The sequence below is a fragment of the Methylophilus rhizosphaerae genome (genome assembly GCF_900100975.1).
GTDB lineage: Bacteria > Pseudomonadota > Gammaproteobacteria > Burkholderiales > Methylophilaceae > Methylophilus > Methylophilus rhizosphaerae.
The window spans coordinates 437,081-455,055 of record NZ_FNFX01000003.1 but is presented as its reverse complement, the minus strand read 5'-3'; the positions used below and the strand labels follow the sequence as shown (position 1 = coordinate 455,055).

At 51.2% G+C, this 17,975-nt stretch carries 14 protein-coding genes; 6 read left to right on the top strand and 8 right to left on the bottom strand.

What is annotated here, in order from left to right:
- Nucleotides 1-37: 37 nt before the first annotated feature.
- The 4 genes from BLP53_RS09080 to BLP53_RS09065 all read right to left on the bottom strand — a co-directional run bounded on the left by BLP53_RS09080 (nt 38) and on the right by BLP53_RS09065 (nt 5,973).
- Entirely contained in the window at nt 38-2,536 is a 2,499-nt protein-coding gene (locus BLP53_RS09080) for a heavy metal translocating P-type ATPase (RefSeq protein ID WP_091471821.1), read from the bottom strand.
- Between the two features lie 375 nt (nt 2,537-2,911).
- The gene (locus BLP53_RS09075) at nt 2,912-3,811 is read right to left on the bottom strand and encodes a TorF family putative porin (RefSeq protein WP_091471820.1); all 900 of its coding nucleotides are present in this window, start codon (nt 3,809-3,811) and stop codon (nt 2,912-2,914) included.
- Complete coding sequence (locus tag BLP53_RS09070) at nt 3,808-5,370, bottom strand: hypothetical protein (RefSeq protein WP_143001363.1); 1,563 nt, start codon at nt 5,368-5,370, stop codon at nt 3,808-3,810. The genes BLP53_RS09075 and BLP53_RS09070 overlap by 4 nt, the downstream gene beginning before the upstream one ends.
- 45 nt (nt 5,371-5,415) lie before the next feature.
- Nucleotides 5,416-5,973 (bottom strand): cupin domain-containing protein, encoded by a 558-nt coding sequence (locus tag BLP53_RS09065; protein WP_218119033.1) that lies wholly within the window; start codon nt 5,971-5,973, stop codon nt 5,416-5,418.
- A 129-nt stretch (nt 5,974-6,102) separates the two neighbouring features.
- On the opposite strand from BLP53_RS09065, the gene BLP53_RS09060 reads away from it, so the two are divergent.
- The 6 genes from BLP53_RS09060 to BLP53_RS09035 all read left to right on the top strand — a co-directional run bounded on the left by BLP53_RS09060 (nt 6,103) and on the right by BLP53_RS09035 (nt 11,513).
- On the top strand, nt 6,103-7,473 hold the full coding sequence (locus BLP53_RS09060) for a PAS domain S-box protein (RefSeq protein ID WP_091471818.1): 1,371 nt from the start codon (nt 6,103-6,105) through the stop codon (nt 7,471-7,473).
- A gap of 226 nt (nt 7,474-7,699) precedes the next feature.
- Nucleotides 7,700-9,169 carry a sodium:solute symporter family protein gene (locus tag BLP53_RS09055; RefSeq protein WP_091471817.1) on the top strand — a complete coding sequence of 490 codons (1,470 nt, stop codon included), beginning with the start codon at nt 7,700-7,702 and terminating at the stop codon, nt 9,167-9,169.
- Between the two features lie 100 nt (nt 9,170-9,269).
- Complete coding sequence (locus BLP53_RS09050; protein WP_245652756.1) at nt 9,270-9,680, top strand: hypothetical protein; 411 nt, start codon at nt 9,270-9,272, stop codon at nt 9,678-9,680.
- A 342-nt stretch (nt 9,681-10,022) separates the two neighbouring features.
- Nucleotides 10,023-10,652, top strand: coding sequence for a hypothetical protein (locus BLP53_RS09045; protein ID WP_143001362.1), 630 nt, complete (start codon nt 10,023-10,025; stop codon nt 10,650-10,652).
- Between the two features lie 217 nt (nt 10,653-10,869).
- Nucleotides 10,870-11,043, top strand: coding sequence for a DUF1328 domain-containing protein (locus BLP53_RS09040; RefSeq protein ID WP_091471815.1), 174 nt, complete (start codon nt 10,870-10,872; stop codon nt 11,041-11,043).
- Between the two features lie 98 nt (nt 11,044-11,141).
- Nucleotides 11,142-11,513, top strand: coding sequence for a YidH family protein (locus tag BLP53_RS09035; protein ID WP_091471938.1), 372 nt, complete (start codon nt 11,142-11,144; stop codon nt 11,511-11,513).
- Nucleotides 11,514-11,563: 50 nt separating this feature from the next.
- Here the strand turns inward: BLP53_RS09035 and BLP53_RS09030 are convergent, their stop codons facing one another.
- The 4 genes from BLP53_RS09030 to BLP53_RS09015 form a co-directional block, all read right to left on the bottom strand.
- Nucleotides 11,564-12,724 (bottom strand): efflux RND transporter periplasmic adaptor subunit, encoded by a 1,161-nt coding sequence (locus BLP53_RS09030; RefSeq protein ID WP_091471814.1) that lies wholly within the window; start codon nt 12,722-12,724, stop codon nt 11,564-11,566.
- Nucleotides 12,717-15,893 carry an efflux RND transporter permease subunit gene (locus BLP53_RS09025; protein ID WP_091471813.1) on the bottom strand — a complete coding sequence of 1,059 codons (3,177 nt, stop codon included), beginning with the start codon at nt 15,891-15,893 and terminating at the stop codon, nt 12,717-12,719. Before BLP53_RS09025 ends, BLP53_RS09030 begins: the two co-directional genes overlap by 8 nt.
- A complete protein-coding gene (locus tag BLP53_RS09020; protein ID WP_091471812.1) occupies nt 15,886-16,830 on the bottom strand; it encodes a DedA family protein/thiosulfate sulfurtransferase GlpE in 945 nt (314 codons plus the stop codon). The genes BLP53_RS09025 and BLP53_RS09020 overlap by 8 nt, the downstream gene beginning before the upstream one ends.
- A 226-nt stretch (nt 16,831-17,056) precedes the next feature.
- The gene (locus BLP53_RS09015) at nt 17,057-17,968 is read right to left on the bottom strand and encodes an HlyD family secretion protein (RefSeq protein WP_091471811.1); all 912 of its coding nucleotides are present in this window, start codon (nt 17,966-17,968) and stop codon (nt 17,057-17,059) included.
- Nucleotides 17,969-17,975: the final 7 nt, after the last annotated feature.

The following is a 17,975-nucleotide window of genomic DNA, read 5'->3' as shown; positions in this document are numbered from 1 at the left end:
CACTAGCAGGCTTTCTTGTATTAATTCCCTCAACTCCCTAGCCAACACTCGGCACTTCAGAAAATTGCGGCTGAAATCCACGTAAACGCAATGCATTCCCCAATACAAACACGCTAGACAAGGCCATGGCACCTGCCGCAAAGATTGGCGAGAGCAATATCCCCCAAACTGGATAAAGTGCGCCTGCAGCCACTGGTATTAAGGCCGTGTTATACGCAAATGCCCAAAACAGGTTCTGGTGAATGTTTCCTATCGTTGCCTTGGATAGTGCAATCGCATTAGGTACGCCCTGCAAGTTACCGGACACCAGCACTACATCTGCTGACTCAACGGCCACCTCCGTACCAGTACCAATCGCAATACCGACATCGGCTTCAGCCAGGGCTGGTGCATCATTGATGCCATCGCCCACAAAAGCAATCTGGCCATATGTAGCTTTCAATTGGCGGACTGCCTCGACTTTGCCTTCAGGCATCACTTCTGCAATCACCTCATCAATACCAAGCTGTTGAGCAATCGCTTGCGCTGTCCTGGTGTTATCTCCAGTAACCATGGCCACTTTGAGGCCCAATTGATGAAGTGCTGCGATGGCAACCGGTGTAGTCGTTTTAACAGGGTCTGCCACGGCAATAATGCCTGCCAATTTGCCATCTACTGCGGCATATAACGGAGACTTGCCCTCCCTACCCAGGCGCTCTGCAGTTTCGGCAAAGGTACTGACATCCAGGCCTAGTTTACGCATAAAGCGATCCGCACCAATTTCGACGATAGAACCTTCAACGGTGGCTTGTACACCCATGCCAGTCACAGACTGGAAATCTATTAGTGACGACAAGGATAAGCCTTCATCAGTTGCAGCTGCCACAATCGCCCTAGCGATCGGATGCTCTGATCTAGATTCCACTGCGGCCACCTTTGCCAGCACGTTGCTACGATCAAAACCTTCTGCAACTTCAAAATCAGTCAATACTGGACGACCCTCAGTTAAGGTACCGGTCTTGTCCACTGCAACCACCTTGGCGTCTTTTAGCAGTTGTAGTGCTTCGCCTTTCCTGAACAGTACCCCAAGCTCGGCACCGCGTCCTGTGCCGACCATAATGGAAGTTGGCGTGGCCAACCCCATGGCACACGGGCAGGCAATGATTAATACAGCAACTGCATTGATCAGAGCAAAGGTAAGCGCCGGAGAAGGTCCGTAAATCATCCAGGCAGCAAACGCTAACAAAGCAGCCACCATTACCGCAGGCACAAACCACATGGTCACCTTATCAACGACTGCCTGTATGGGCAGTTTGGAGCCTTGTGCTTGCTCAACCATACGGATGATTTGCGCTAGCATCGTTTGCCCGCCTACGGCTGTTGCACGCATAGTGAAGGCACCCTTTTGATTCACTGTGCCACCCACCACAGTACTACCCGCAGATTTCTCAACCGGGATGGGTTCACCGGTAATCATGGACTCATCCACGAAGCTTTTACCATTGGTGATTTCCCCATCTGCAGGTACGCGCTCACCCGGGCGAACTTCCAGCGCGTCATGTAGCTGCACTTCATTGATTGGAATATCCAGGAAGCCACCATCACGCATGACATGCGCTACTTTGACCTGCATCTTGGCAAGGCGCTTGATAGCTTCAGATGTCCTACCTTTGGCACTAGCCTCCAGGAAACGACCAAGCAGAATCAATACGACAATGACCGCTGCCGCTTCGTAATAAACGTTCACAGTCCCTTCAGGTAATAGATCAGAAGCAAAAGTAGCCACCACTGAGTAACCAAAGGCTGCTGCTGTACCCACCGCAACCAATGAGTTCATATCCGGGGCTAGGCGAAATAGTGCCGGAAAGCCCTTGAGATAGAACCCTCTCCCTGGAATTGCGAGTGCCAATGTGGTCAGTGCGAACTGGAAATACCAACTGTTCTGCATGCCTATGGTGTTCATGATTAACTCGTGTACTGCTGGGATCATGTGAGATCCCATTTCGAGTAAGAACACAGGTAGTGCAAGCACCGTGGCTAGTAACAAATTTTTCTGAAGTTGTACGCGCTCTGTCTCTTTTTTGAGACTGGCCTCCTCTTCGTCCAGATTGGAAGCATTGATAGGCTTGGCATCATAGCCAGCTTTCTCAACTGCAAATATCAAGGCACTAACATCAGCTGTGCCACGAACAGTTGCCCGTTCTGTAGCAAGATTGACGGTTGCATCAACTACACCAGGGAGTGCCTTTAGGGCTTTCTCCACCCGCCCGACACAAGAGGCACAAGTCATACCCTGAACACTGAGTTCAATTGTAATCGCAGGAACATCGTACCCGGCTTTTTCAACAGCTTGAATAAGTGCATTACGATCAACCATGCCTACCGCTTGAATGCTGGCTTTCTCGGTTGAGAGATTGACTGAAACTTTACCGACCCCAGGCACCTTGGACAAAGCACCCTCTACACGGCCTACGCAACTTGCACAGGTCATACCCTCAATGGGCAAGCTAATCATCGAGTCAATATTCTGAATCCCCTTATCAGGGTGCATATTCATAACATGCTTTCCTTCATGCTGATGTTTGATAGTCAGACACTATAAACATTATCATCATTGGAAGGTCAAGGGGGTATTGGGATGCATAAGGTTCGCTTTAACGACAGCCGAAATCCCGCTAGTACCGGTATTGATACCCTTTATACCCGTTCGTACGACAAGTTAATAACATAGCAGAGGAATCACACCGGCTTTGCCATGAGCGCGCCTGCACAAGCATCTGAATCAATACCCTTAAAGCCTGATTGCCCGTGTCCCTCGGAAACTGTCAATTTTCATGAAGTTTATCGCCATGATCAGACAAAAAAATCCCTCCATCAGGAGGGATGAGGACTAGGAGAATGTCCAGGGTATGCAAGTTACAACAAATTAAATCTAGAATGATTTGGATACCGCAATCACAAAACGTGGATTAACGGTATGCCAGCTTGCGTCAGTATTACCATATAGATCGTGCTCACCTTTTTTGATGTTGGTATCGTGGTAGCGTAAATCTACCAGATAGCCAAATACCTTGCGGTTAACACCCACGTTCCAGTGCCACCAGTTCAGGTCTTGATGACCATCGCCGTTGTAGTCAATTTTTGGACCGTCATTTTTAAACCATTGGTAACCTACGCCCCCTGACAAAGTGACGCCATAGGGCAGGCTATAACTGGGCAGAAATGCTACATTGTGTGACCTGAGGCTCTTAACACCGAACCAGTCACTAATAGTCGGTGTATATTCAAACTTCAAATTCCACTTTCCATATTGCTTGTCTATGTAGTTAAACATTTCTGCATAGTTATTTGGGCTCGATCCAGGATACATATACTGGAAAATCATCCCGTTATAGTTAATGCCGGTACCAGCAATATCTTTGGTGCTATATCCGATATATGGCCCCCAAAGCGCATTGATGTCAGGGTTATTATTTCTTGGCCCATTGCCAGGAAATAAGTTATTGGCACTATACAAGCCAAGATATACGCCACTGGAATGGGTCCAGGTAATTGCAACCTTAGTTGAAGGAACCTTACCATCCCTGGTTTCAGAAGTACCTCGATAAACATAGTCCGAAGCGAGTTCAATCCAGGTCGAGAATTTACCTCCCAGGAACTCATCCCCATCCAGGTATTGCGCGATATCCATTGATTGTTTGGCAGCCTTTACCGGCCCTGTTTCAACCATACCTTCTGCGGCACCATATTCTGCTGCCTGGTCTGCATTGGCATTCGTTGCAGCAAAAGCAGAAAGCGCCACATACAACAAACAGCTTAATTTGCTTTTCATTTTGTTATCACTCCCTTGTCAAAAGATGCCTGGTTAATCACCGGACGGCATGTGGATAATTCAGTGGGTACTGGCCCAGCTTGTCCCAGCAACTGTGGTGGCTGAACATAATCGACTGGTTTACTTACGGCAGGAAAAGTCAACGTCAGCGTGTCTGGCACATTCATACTTTCGCCATTCATCGCGCCCCGTTTTTTGTTGTATGGATCAGTGAATTCACCATACTTGCCAGGTTGCATCTTGTAGACGATGCTTTGAGTGCCCTTACCCGCATTTGCCAGGTATTTATTGGGATCACGCCAATCGCGGCCATCCAGGTTTGTTGTGAATTTAATATCCACGAGTACTGCATCACACAGCGGGGTCACTTCCTCATACTGGGTTGGCCAGCCGGAGCCGCCGGAGACATTGGGATATCTGCCCCAGTCGCCACCTTTGAGCGGACAAGCACCACCCGCATCGTAAGCGGCACGATCTGGATGGTGTACGCCATAAACCGGTAAACCGACAGCTTTAGATAGTGAGCCATCATTCAGCCAGAATCTTGGCTGCGAGGTGACCTCTGTTTTCACCTCAGCCGGATTAATGCGCGTCTTGATAGCCTCGTAATAGGCCCCATCTGGCCTGATGTACCGGAAGTCCTGATTATCCTCATTGTCAAATACAGCCATCACAAACAGGAAGGGGCGGTTAAAGAAATTGCGCTCAACCACATAAAACTCAGCCCTGGTTTTATCAGCATTGATTGCTGTCCACTTGGCATGTAATTGATTTTTACCTTCCTGGCCGATATTGACCCATGCACTTGCATCGGAAAAATGTTTCAACCTAATGACCTTGGTATAGTTTTCCTTCACATCCAGGCCGGCACGTTTCCCCAGCGGGCCAATTTTGTTAGCCACCTCCTGGGCGAAAGCAAAGTTCATCGCCTGCTGGGCATAGGGGTAGTCACTCTCCGACATCGTGCAATACCATGTGGGCAAGTCGATAGGCGTATGGCTATCGTACTTGCCCTGGTATTTAGGGTGGGTAATGGGCAGATCAATGAAATTCAACGTACCATCAGCAGATATTTTCTGATCCGGGTATTTGTATCCTCCCCAGCTTTCATCAGGTAAACGTGCTGCATATTGTTCATTGATCATTTTCTGGTTTTGGGCAGCCATCAGGTCGCTATCAACAGGTAGCCCTTTCTGGCCTTTTTTGAGGTATTCCCGCACAAAACCAGATTCTTGTGCTCGCCAAAGGCCATGCTTCCCTTCACCAATCATGGTGAATACCTGTTCGTTCACGTTTACAAACCGGTATGTCGAGTTCGTATTCATGTAGCCGAAATACACCGGCAAGTGCGGGATGCCGGAGTGCGTTTTATTTGGCCGTCCAGCACCTAAAACCTTCTCCATCTTGTCACCTGGCGCGATATTAATATCGCTCGTATAGAAAAATGGATCGCCGTTGGTTAAGTCTTGCAGATTTACACCCGCCCCCCCTGCATGCGTCTGGCTAACGCCAAGGCAGAAGGAGAAGGCAGCCATTAACTGTTGCTTTCTCTTACTCATTTCTTCATCTCCTGATCGATTTTTTTTAGATAAATGAGTTAAGAGTTAAAACAGTTTTCTTTGACCACATGCCCAGGCCAGGCCGCTAGATTTGGTAGAAAAGGTGATTTTTGCCCCTTTGGGGAAAAACAGTACGTCGCCCTTTTTACCTTCAACAGTTTGCTGGCCATCCGAGAAAGTGATTGAACCGCTGATGACATACTTGATGTCGTCATAGTCATACAAGTACACGAGCGGATTGCCTTTTTCGATACGGAACAGGCCGCATGAAATGGGCGCCTGCGCATCGCCTGAACCCACTACGTCGTCAAAATAAGCATTAATGCCTTGTTCCAGTTGTGTTTTAACGGGCGTCTTACCGCCATTTTTAATGAACTTCAGTTGCTTCTCTTCTTGCTTAACATCGCCGCCATGGGCATAGCCTGATACTGCACCACCCATCCCGAATGCAACGATTAATGCATTGATTAATAATGTATTTTTCATCATATCTCCGTCTATAAAAGAGTCAAAAAATGTAGTTACCACCAAGAAAAAACTACGTTCTGTTTCAGCGTTTGCTTCGACGGTGGCATTTATAGGCTGAAATAAATTACTTGTCAAGTTATAAATTACGTGTAAAGTAACAAATGAGATTCGTTTTTAGAATTTAGAGGCATGTTAAGATCGGTTTTGATTGAATCAGGTATCCATTCGGGTACCTGTAAAACGACCTGTATCTTAGGGATGCACATGAAAAAGAATGGATTTCCGGACCGCCTGAAGGCGCTCATGGAGCAAAAAAAACTCACATTGGCGCAAGTTGCCCAGGCGATTAATACTTCACCACCATCAGTTCACCGATGGACCAAAGGGGGGGAGATTGAATATGACAACTTGCTGGCATTAGCCACTTTCCTGGAGGTGAACTGGATCTGGTTGCGTTATGGCGATGAGGCCATCCGCACTGCGAGTACAGCAGTACCCGAAAGCGAAACGGAGTCAGATTTACGCCGGGAGTACCTGGACAGGATCATGCTGAATGAGGCCAGGATGAAGACCGCGCTTGAGATGGCCCAGATTATTAACTGGGAGTGGAATGCGCTTACCGGCACCTTCACTTTCTCTGACAATGCAGAGTCTGTATTTGGTCGCCGGCCTGACACCATTCGGGAGAGGTTTGCGCCCTTTGCTTCCTTGCCACTGGAGGAGTTGATTGAATTATTTACCAGCCAGAATGGCTATTTATGGGACTTCAAAACAGAAGCCCCCGACTCTGGCGAACAATGGTTTGCATCGCGGGCAAAGCTGGTACTTGACCCGCAAAATATACCTTTGCGGGTCATTGGGGTGACCGCAGACATCACTGAACGCAAAAAAGCCGAATTTGCGTTGGAGCGCAGTGAATACATGATGCGGAAAATTATAGAAACCATCCCGGTTGGCTTGTGGGGGGCCGACGAGAACGGCGTCATTAACCTGGCCAACCCGGAAGTCATCAGGATCTGGGGAGGCGCCAAATATGTAGGATTAGAAAACTATGGCTTGTACAAAGGCACCTGGGAAAAAAGCGGGCAAGCATTAACAAAAGATGACTGGACCCTGGCAAGAGCGGTAAAAACCGGTGAAATCAGCGAGGCTGAAGTAGTCAACATTGAGGCATTTGATGGCGTACCACGTAGCATCATCATGTATGCGACACCGCTCATCAATCCGGAGGGAAAGATTATTGGTGCCATTGAAGTCAACCAGGACATTACAGATTTAAAACAGACCGAAAGAAGGCTGAGAAGAAGCCATGAGCAACTCCAGCGCCTGTACCAGCAAAATTCTTTTGGGGTGGTTGCATTTAACGAGGCAGGTATCCAACGCGTCAATGACAGGTTTGCCTCATTATCGGGAATCAAGCATCCGCAGATAAAAGACCTGCCGCTGACTACGATTTTCGATCATGAAACTGCCAGCAAGATTCTGGAAATAAACGAATTAGGGGACGCCAGGCGTATAGAGGGCAGGTTATTAATCAACGGAAGCGATGAAACACAACATCGTAAAGTGGACATCCAGGTGATTGGATCAACCGCTTCCGACATTGATGTTTCTATGCTGCTGGTATTTACATAAAGGCTGACTGGGATGGAATGGAAAAGTGGGCATTAATCATCAATTTTTAATCAAGGCTTGGTTTTCCATCAACGGGATAATTACTTTATTCCCACCCTTTTATCTGGTTCTGGATGAAAGAACCAGGATAGGAGGCTTGCCCCTCACGCTGATTTACTTTCTATTTGTCAGCGCTTCCTGTGGCTTAAGCGTGATTTACGCCAATCATGCCGAAGGCTGATAAACCATGATAGTCACCTTCGGCATCCTGTCGATCTCATTAGTCGTACTTGTATGCATTCTGCAACGCATTGGGGCTGAGTCCTTTAACTTCTCAAACTACGCCATTGGCAATCGATCGTTTGGTACCAAATACCAGACAATGTCCCTGCTGAACACCTGGTATCCAGGTGCGATGTTCACCGCATGGGGCAGCATGGCAGTCATGAATGGTGTCATGAGCTTTTACGTGCTGAATTACAGCCTGCTCACCCTGATACTCATGTACATCATGGCCAGGCCGGTATGGGCATGGGGCAAGCAGTACGACCTCAAAACGCAGCCCGATTTCTTTGCCTTGCGCTATAACTCAAACAATATCCGCATCATCACGGCGGCCATTGGCATCATTTCCGGCATCCCTATGCTTATCCTGAGCATGCAAGCCCTGGGGGAGATATTTAAATTTCTTTCCCTAGGATCGCTCTCATTCTCCCAATCCGTTTTTACGGGCGTCATGGTGATTGCCCTGCGGCAGATCTGGACGATCAAAATCGGCATGAACGGGGTGGTGATCTCGGATTATTACCAAGGTATCGTTTCCTATATATTCGGGACGATGATGCTGATTGGACTGATTCTGTGGCTAGTCTTTGCCCAGGGGATCGGGTTCGATTCACTGCCGGAATCCCGTTTTCATTTATCCGGATTCGGGGATGATGAAGGACCGCTTTACTTGTTCTCGATTGTGGTCACAGGCACCTTGGGAGGCTGGTGCTGGCCATATATTTTTGTGCGGCTGTTCACTGCCAAAGATGTAAATACCCTCAAGCGCTCAGCAGCCCATACCGTCCCGATCTCATTCATGTTCTGTACATCACTCCTGATCTTTTGCATGCTCGCTTCGGCCTTACCGGAAGTCGCGGCAGATCCGGAGGGTGTCTGGTTCCTGGTATCCAAACAAGCGGGAGGATATATCCTGCTTGGCCTTGCCGGCATGATTGTCATGGCAGCTTCCATGGGGCATATCGATGGCCACATCCAGGCAACCGGTGCCCAAATTGCAAACGATATTTTCAGGGGCCTGGGCGTCAGGTCTTCACACAGGCTGATTATTGTTTCCAAGATATGCATGCTAGCCATCACACTGCTTTGCTCATGGCTGGCGTGCCTGCAACTCCCCGCATTATTCTCCCTGGCAGTGTTGTCATACCAAGGCATCATTCAACTCTCCGTTCCCCAGTTCCTGGGCATGTTCTGGAAACGCGGCAACAAGCATGCCGCCATCTGCAGCATGAGCGCAGGGTTTCTAATGGCGGTCTTGCTAGAAGTGTATTACGCCTCTAAATTGCCTTATGGATTAACTTCAGGCGTGGTTGCCCTGCCCTTTAACCTGGCCATCTACCTGGCCCTGAGTTTCTGGGTCAAGCAAACCCCACCGGACTTGGCCAGGGTTAACCAGATATTCCGCAATTTGAGCGATGCAGACAAGGCATGACTGCTTTTTAGCACGACATCGCATCACCTGCAGGCAAAACGGCTATACTTACTCCCATTCTTTTCCATGCAAGCCCCACCAGCATGCAAAGGATTGCGTCATGAACAAAGGAACCCCGCATATGCATCAAAAAGAATTTGTGGCCAAAGACGGTCAGACATACTCCATCCGCCTGAATGACAGCGGCGAGGAAATTTCCGTCTTCCAGGGCACGGAACCCATGGGCGTGATTGACCTGAAGCGCGTGAGAATGCCCAGCGGCATCGAGTATTACCTGCTCACGGTGCTGGATCTGGAAAAGTGCAAACGGAAAGGCATAGGCGAAGCTTCACTGCGCTATCACCAGGAAATATTCAGGCGCCCGCTGACCGCGAATGGCGATGTGCGTGAGGGCAGGCGGTCCAGTGGGAGCCAGATTACCAGAGAAGGGGTACTGTTCATACAGAAAATGCGCATGAAAGAAGTGGTCGCACCGGAAGAATTTCATGATGCCTTTAGTGAGGATGAATGACTTCCGCCAAATGCTTGCCTTAATCCCAGATGGCCTGATTTTACGATGCCATTATTTTTTCAGCGTTGCCACAAAATCAACCCCGTATGCACAAAAACGGGGTGAAATGGCATGAATGATTGAAAACTGACCGATTTTAGGGCATTGTGCTACATTGATATTTAGTTGTGATAAAAATACTGGACTGAATGGATGAGATTGTTTTTATCCAAGAGCGTATGGAATCAATGCGGAAATAGTGGGGCTACTCAAGATCAGTCCTGCTGTCCCAAGTCTTCGGATCATGAGCGCGGAGTCATTGAAATCGGCAAAATAAACCTTATCCTCATCGCGCTGATCGGGGTGATATTACTGACCCTCTTGTCGCAAGACCATAGCAGGATCGAAGAGGAAGAGCCTCCGTTACGTATTCAGACCCAGCCGGCAGCCGGGATAGTGGCCACCACCGCTGAAGAAACCACGGCACCGGAGGAAGCGCCGGCCAGCGCTGCACCGGCAGAATCCAACGTGTCCCGCCAGCAACATCAGGAAAACGATGAACCCGCGTCGCCGGTGACGGAAACGCATACCCGCCCGCTGTCACCTGCAGCCAAGAACCCCCGAGTCCACAGAAGCGTCGTAACCGAAACGCATACGACACAAGAGCCAGTACAAATAGACACCTCAAGGCATACCATTGTGTTCAGCATATGGAGTGTATCTGAACTCAGACTCAGAAGTGCTTATACACAAGTGATGAACGATAGTTCGATGACAGCTTCACAGCAGCAACTCATCAAAAAGGATTACCTGGATTTTGTTAACCGAAGAACGCAGAAGTGTGGCGAACTTGATAATAAATTTGCCAGCAATATCAACACGGTAGAGAAACTGACGTTTGACGAAAAAAGCCTGAGAACGCTGGAATGCCACTCCTCAGAAAACGTCTCGGAGCTGGAACGGCTGAGTACACTGGACCTCCATCACCCCTAAAATAACGCCAGCATCCCAATAGCAGCGTGCTGGTCAGAAGGAACAATCACCCATGCCCTCTACTGGCATATACAGCAGGCCTGTGCTGCAACCGTCCACATCTTCAAAGCAGAACGTAGGCTAATTCTTACCGCCCATCCGGTAAACAGCCTATATCCAATAGGCATATCGCCTTTTATGATCTCCCTACGTTGAATAAAATCAGGAGATAAGTCCCATGCTGTATTACGCTTTGCTGTTTCTTGTGATTTCCATTGTTGCAGGTCTGCTTGGCTTTCGTAATATTGAATCTGGCGCAGCCACCATTTCCAAAGTCTTTTTCTTTATCTTTCTGATCCTGGCCATAGGCGTTGCAATTATGGCGGTGCTTGGCATCAGCCTGTTCGCTTAACCGCCCCACAACCCGCGGCTAATCCATTTTGCGACTTGGCTAGGCAAAACGCCTGCCTAAGTCGTAAAATGGCCACCTCGATTTCTGGGGTGTTTCCAATGTCTTACCTTGATGATCCGCGTGTCTACTTCGCGGCAGAACGCACACTATTAGCCTGGCAGCGTACGGCAATTGCGCTGATGGGGTTCGGGTTTGTGATTGAGCGCTTCGGGTTATTTATTAAACTGATGGCCCATGACAGCACGTTGCCAGATGCGCAAAGTACCCTATCCCTGTTTATCGGTGTCGGCTTTATCCTGACCGGTGCGGTTACGGCACTGCTGGCTGCAATCCAGTTCATTATTTTCTGTAAAACGTTGAGCGACCAGGAAAAACCGCGCGGCTACCTGTTCTGGCTACCGCCCGCAGTTAATGTATTTGTCAGCCTTTCGGCAACCGCCTTAAGTGTCTGGCTGATCCTGTCACGCTAGATACTCACCCGGGCAGAGCTAGCCGGCGACCCAGGATTTAATAGCAAGATTTATTTAGCGGTTTTAGCCGGGGCCTCTGCGACTTTAACCAGGTCACCTTCGCCCACCCCATCCGGCGGGTTCTCAATCACATTGTCCGTTGCGGACAGGCCAGCCTGGATTTCCAGCGTTTTACCCAAATCACGCGCAATGGTCACGGTTTTCAGCGACACTTTATGGTCGGCGGTGACGGTAGCAACCTTGAGCCCATGCTGGTCAAAAATCAGCGCACTGGCCGGAATACTTAAAATACCGGCTTTATCATTAAACTGCAGGGTGACATTGACAAAGCCGCCCGGCAGGAATTTGCCGGTTGCATTATCTACCAGCAATTGTACCAGGGTCGTGCCTGACGACGCATTGATGGCACCTGAGGTAGACTGGATAGTCGCCTCATAATTGCCATCCGGGTATTCTGGTACGGCAAAGGTCGCCTTGCCACCCGGCTTGATATGGCTGACATAGTTTTGCGGCACATTGATATACAGGCGCAATTTGCGCGTATCCGAGACTTCAAACAACGGCAATGCCGTGCTGCCACCGGCATTAATCAGGGCACCGGTATCGGTATTCCGCGCCGTCACCGAGCCATCAAAGGGGGCCAGGATACGGGCAAAACTTTTCAGGGCCTGCAACCGGTTCACATTGGCTTCCGCCGCTTTTACAATCGCCTGTTTGCTTTGATAGTCACCGACCTTCTCATCCACTTCCTGGCGGGCAATCGACTGGGTTTTCAGCATGTTCTGCCAGCGGGTGGCGGTGGTCTCTGCCAGGCTGACATTAGCCTGGGCACTGGCCAGGTCGGCTTTGGCCTGCAACAGTTCCTGGTCCAGGTCCGGCGTTTCCACTTCGCCCAGCAATTGCCCGGTTTTCACCGCACCACCGATATCCACTTTCCAGTTTTTCAGGTAACCGCTCACACGGGCATAAATCGGGGCGCGGGCATAGGCTTCAAAACGTCCGGGCAAAATCAGCCGGTTGCCTTCAATCGCGCCGCCAGGCTGGCTGACACTCACGGTTGGCACGGCCTGCCGGTCTGTCCAGTCTTTCAATCTGGCATCGTGGCCGGCACGTGTATTGATCCCAATAATCACGATAACCACAGCCATCAGCGCGGCACAGATTCCGCTCACTTTTAATGTACGGGAAGGACGGGGGGAAAGATTAGTCATGTATGTCTCCTGTAGAAGTACCGACAGGCTGGGGGTAGGATTTTTTGTGGATAACACTGAACACGACCGGCACAAACAGTAAAGTCGCAATCGTGGCAAAGATCAGGCCGCCAATCACGGCACGGCCCAGCGGGGCATTTTGTTCACCGCCTTCGCCCAAGCCCAGGGCCATCGGAGTCATACCGATCACCATGGCCAATGCCGTCATCAATACCGGGCGAAAACGGACAAACCCGGCGTCAATGGCCGCTGCCGTGGCATCTTTCAGTTCGGCCAGCCGTTCGCGTGCAAAACTGATCACCAGCACACTGTTGGCAGTAGCGACGCCCATGCACATGATGGCGCCGGTCAGTGCCGGCACGGACAATGGCGTATAGGTGACAAACAGCATCCAGACGATACCCGCCAGGGCGGCAGGCAGGGCGGTAATAATGACAAACGGATCACTCCAGGATTGCAGGTTGACCACAATCAGCAGGTAAACCAGCACAATAGCCCCCAACAAGCCGAAGAACAGGCCGGTGAAGGCTCGGTCCATGGTATATGCCTGGCCCAGCATCACCACATTGGCGGCCTTGGGCACCTGGTTACTGGTTTCATCCAGGATTTTTCGGATATCCCTGGCCACCGCACCGAGGTCTTTATCCTGGGTACTGGCATGAATCTGTACCATGGGCTGGATATCGTACTGGCTGACCACCGCATTGCCGACATTGCGCTTGAAGGTCGCCAGGCCACCCAGTGTCTGTACCTGGCCGTCACTACCGCTGATGGGTAAACTGGCCAGTGTGTTCAGGCTATCTACCTGATATTGCGGCGTCTGCAATACGATGGGATAGGTCACGCCATTGGCCGGGTTCAGCCAGTAAGTCGGTGATACCTGTGAGCTGCCGGCCATATTGATTACCATACTGTTGGTGACATCCCGCGTACTGATGCCAATTTCCTGGGCGCGGGTTTTATCCAGCGTAATATCAAACGCCGGCCGGTTGAGTGATTGCTGGATACGCGCATCCACCACGCCGGGCACACTACGGATTTTCGCCAGTAGCTGATTGGCATACGCGAAATTCTCTGCCAGTTTACCGCCACGGATCTGGATGTCTATCGGCGCCGGCGAACCAAAATTCAAGATCTGACTGACAATGTCTGCCGGCGGAAACGAAAACGTGGTATCCGGAAACTGCCCTGGCAGCACTTCACGCAATCTGCGCACATAGCCTGCGGTCGGCGCGTGCCCTTCCTTGAGCGCAATCTGGATATCGCCATCGTGCGAGCCGGTCATGCCGGTATTGTTATACGTCATATTGATGCTACTGATAGGCATGCCGATATTATCGACAATGGTCAGGATCTCCTGGGCCGGAATGACTTTCTTGATCGCGGCCTGGATACTGGCAAAGCGGCTGGCCGTATCTTCAATGCGCGTGCCTACGGGCACGCGTGCGTGCATAAGGATCTGGCCGCTATCCACAGCCGGGAAGAAATTGCTTCCCAGGGTAGGCACCAGCAAAAACGATAGCAACACAATGGCCATGAAACCGCTCATAAACACATGGCTATGGCTGACCGCCAGGACCAGGATACCTTTATAGGCCTGGCGTACACGCTCGAAGCCGGCTTCAAACCTTTGCTGGAAGCGCACCAGCGGATTGCGGCTGGCAGGGGCATGCGCCTCGCCCGCCACATGCGGCTTAAGCAGGTAATTGGCCATGGTGGGCACCAGCGAGCGCGACAGGATAAACGAGCTGGCCATGGCAAACATCACGGCTTCCGCCATCGGCACGAACAGGAAGCGTGAGACGCCTTCCAGGAAAAACATCGGGATAAACACGATACAGATACATAACAGCGACACGAAGGCCGGGGTCACGATTTGCGCGGCACCATCCAGGATGGACTGTTCTACCGGTTTGCCCTGCTCCAAGTGCCAGTTGATGTTTTCTATCGTTACTGTGGCTTCATCCACCAGTAACCCGACGGCCAGCGCCAGGCCACCCAGGGTCATGATATTCAGCGTTTCGCCAATGGCCGATAAACCGATAATGGCCCCCAGCACCGACAGCGGGATGGAGGTGGCAATAATCAGCGAAGAACGCCAGCTGCCGAGAAACAGCAGAATCATCAGGCTGGTCAGGATCGCCGCCAGTACCCCTTCAAACACCACGCCATGAATCGCGGCACGCACGAACAGGGATTGGTCATTGATTGGCGTGGCCACCAGCGTGTCCGGCAAGCTGGGTTTGATTTCTTCCAGCTTTTCCTTGATCCCCTCGACAATCGCCAGTGTGGAAATCGCACCGTTCTTTAAAATCGTCATCAGGACCGAGCGATTGCCATCCACATGCACAATATTGGTTTGCGGTGAATTACCGTCACGCACCTGTGCCACATCCCGTATATAGACAGTGGCACCATTGACCACCTTGACCGGGATATTGGATAGCTCTTCAATATCCGCAGCGGCATTGTTGAGGGTCAGCGTATATTCGATGCTGCCGATTTTCTGCGTGCCCACCGGCACGATCATATTATGGGCAGCCAGGGCATTGGAAATATCCTGTGCCGACAACCCGCGCGCCTGTAAGGCTGCCGGATTCAGGTCAATCTGGATCTGCCGGCTTTTGCCGCCATAGGGATAAGGCACGCCGGCACCCGGTACTGTCACCAGCCGGATACGCACAGCGTTCAGGCCCAGATCGGCCAGGTTCTGCTCGGTCAGGCCTTTGCCGGAAAGCGCCACCTGCAGGATAGGCACGGTAGAGGCGGTGTAGTTCAGGATCAGGGGTGGTGTGGTTCCCGGTGGCATTTGCCGCGTCGCGGTCTGCGAGATCGCCGATACCTGCGCATTGGCAGTCGCAATACTTACGCCAGGATGAAAAAAGATTTTGACAATGGCAAAACCGACATAGGTATTGGCTTCGATATGCTCGATATCGTTCACCGTTGTGGTTAAACTTCGTTCATACAAGGTGGTGATACGGCCGGCCATATCATCCGGTGGCAGCCCGGTATACTGCCAGGCCACGGCCACGATAGGGATGCGGATCTCAGGAAAGATATCGACCGGGCTACGCAGCGCCGATAATGTGCCCACAATCAGGATCAGCAGCGCCATCACCACAAAGGTGTACGGCCGTTTCAGGGCAATGCCAACAATATTAAACATGTTCTTCCTTTTCCGGCATGGCAACCACATACCCGGCATCCCGCCAGGCATCAATCCCGCCACTCAAGGGCCGGATATTGCGGTAGCCCCGGTTAATCAGCCGTTTGGCGACCCTGGCCGCAGTGACCTCATTGGGGCAAGCGCAATACAGCACCACCGGTGTATCCTGGTCAATATCCAGCGTCATGCTATCGACCTCCTCCAGCGTAATAAACTGTGCGCCTGGAATCCAGCCATCATCGACCAGATGCGTGGCACGCGTATCCAGGATGACCGGCATCCTTCCCTGGTTAATCAGGTCGTTCAACTCCTCCACACTGATACGTGCCATGCGCAGGCTTTTGATAAAGCGCTGCCTGTCCCACCATCTAGAGGCAATAAACACTGCCAGCAAAGCCAGTACCAGCAAAGTACCCCATTTGCCCATTTCCACCAGTGTCAGCATAAGCTGGTCTATCGCGGAGCTGAATAAATAGCCCAGCCACAGGGCAGATCCTGCCCATAATGCAGCACCCAGACCATCCATCAGCATGAATACCCAGTAACGCGTCCCGGCAGCACCCGCTAACGCACTGGAAATGGACGCGAAGCCGGGAATAAACTTGCAAACCAGTAATGCCGGCGGGCCGAGCTTGAGGTATAGCGCTTCAGTCTGGCGGACGCAGGTATCCGGGGAAAGCGAGATTTTACATAGCTTGCCCAATACTTTTTTACCGTACTTGCGGCCAGCCAGATACCAGGCAGTATCCGCCAGCAGGGCGGAAAATACCGCAACCGCCAGCAGCAGGCCAAACGGGTATTGGCCATTGCCAATCAGTACGCCAGCCAATAGCAATGTGGGATAGGCTGGCAAAGGCAAGCCGAGTTGCTCCAGAAGCACATTGGCAAACACAAAAATCAGGCCAAATTGTTCAATCAATGCCAGAACGGTACTCATTACTCACATCTATATAAAAAACATGTACGCATTGCCATGCGCTTAAAAATACACCTCACGCCGGGGGAGTTCTAATACCCCCGGCGTGACCAGCGAAATCTGACCAGTATGGCGCCACATTATGACAATATCATCACGTCAATGACACCCCACCAGCGGGTAGTTCCTGACTCACCAGGCGTTCGGTGACCGGTCAATATACAGGACTTTGCCAGCCATAGCACGCCTACGTGCGCTTATCCTTGCCGGTTTCCTGGTGACGGATCACCACCGAGCAGGTCATCCCGGCCACCAGCGGCATATTGGCCGGTATCTGGTCCAGATGTATCCTGACCGGGATACGCTGTGCCAGCCTGACCCAGTTAAAGGTCGGGTTGACGTTGGCCAGCAGGCGGATATCGGTCGGGTTGTCGCGGTCGGTAATGCCATGCGCAATGCTTTCCACATGCCCCTTGAGCTTGGCATGGCTGCCCAGCAACTGCACTTCCGCCGCATCGCCAATCTGGATCATGTTTAACTTGTGCTCTTCAAAATAGCCATATACCCAAAAAGAATGCTGGTCTATCACCGCCAATTTGGCAGTGCCCACCTGGGCAAAATCACCCGGACGCACCAGCAGGTTGGATACCCAGCCATCAACCGGCGAACGGACGACGGTACGTTCCAGATCGAGTTTGATTTTTTCCACCTGGGCCACGGCAGCCTCATATTCGGCTTTGGCCGCCAGGGCGGAAAGGTCGGTATCTTCACGGTTTTCACGCGAAATCACTTCATCATCCAGGTGCGCCCGGCGCACGGATTGCTGTTTCTTCATCTCCCAGATGGATTTTTTCTGCGCAGTAATGGCCGTCGCCTCTGCCAGCGCATGCTGGTAATGCATGGGGTCTATGCGGAACAGTACCTCGCCTCTATGCACATACTGGTTGTCACGCACCGGCACTGCGATCACCAGCCCGGCCACATCTGGTGCGATATTCACCACATCGGCCCGCACGCGCCCATCCCGTGTCCATGGATAATCGGTATAACGTATCCACAGCTTGTATGCCAACAAGCCGGCAGCCACGGCAATCGCCAGCGTGATGCCTACCCGCAGCATGCCTTTTGTTACCCTGAACCAGATACGTTGCGTCTGCATGACCTAC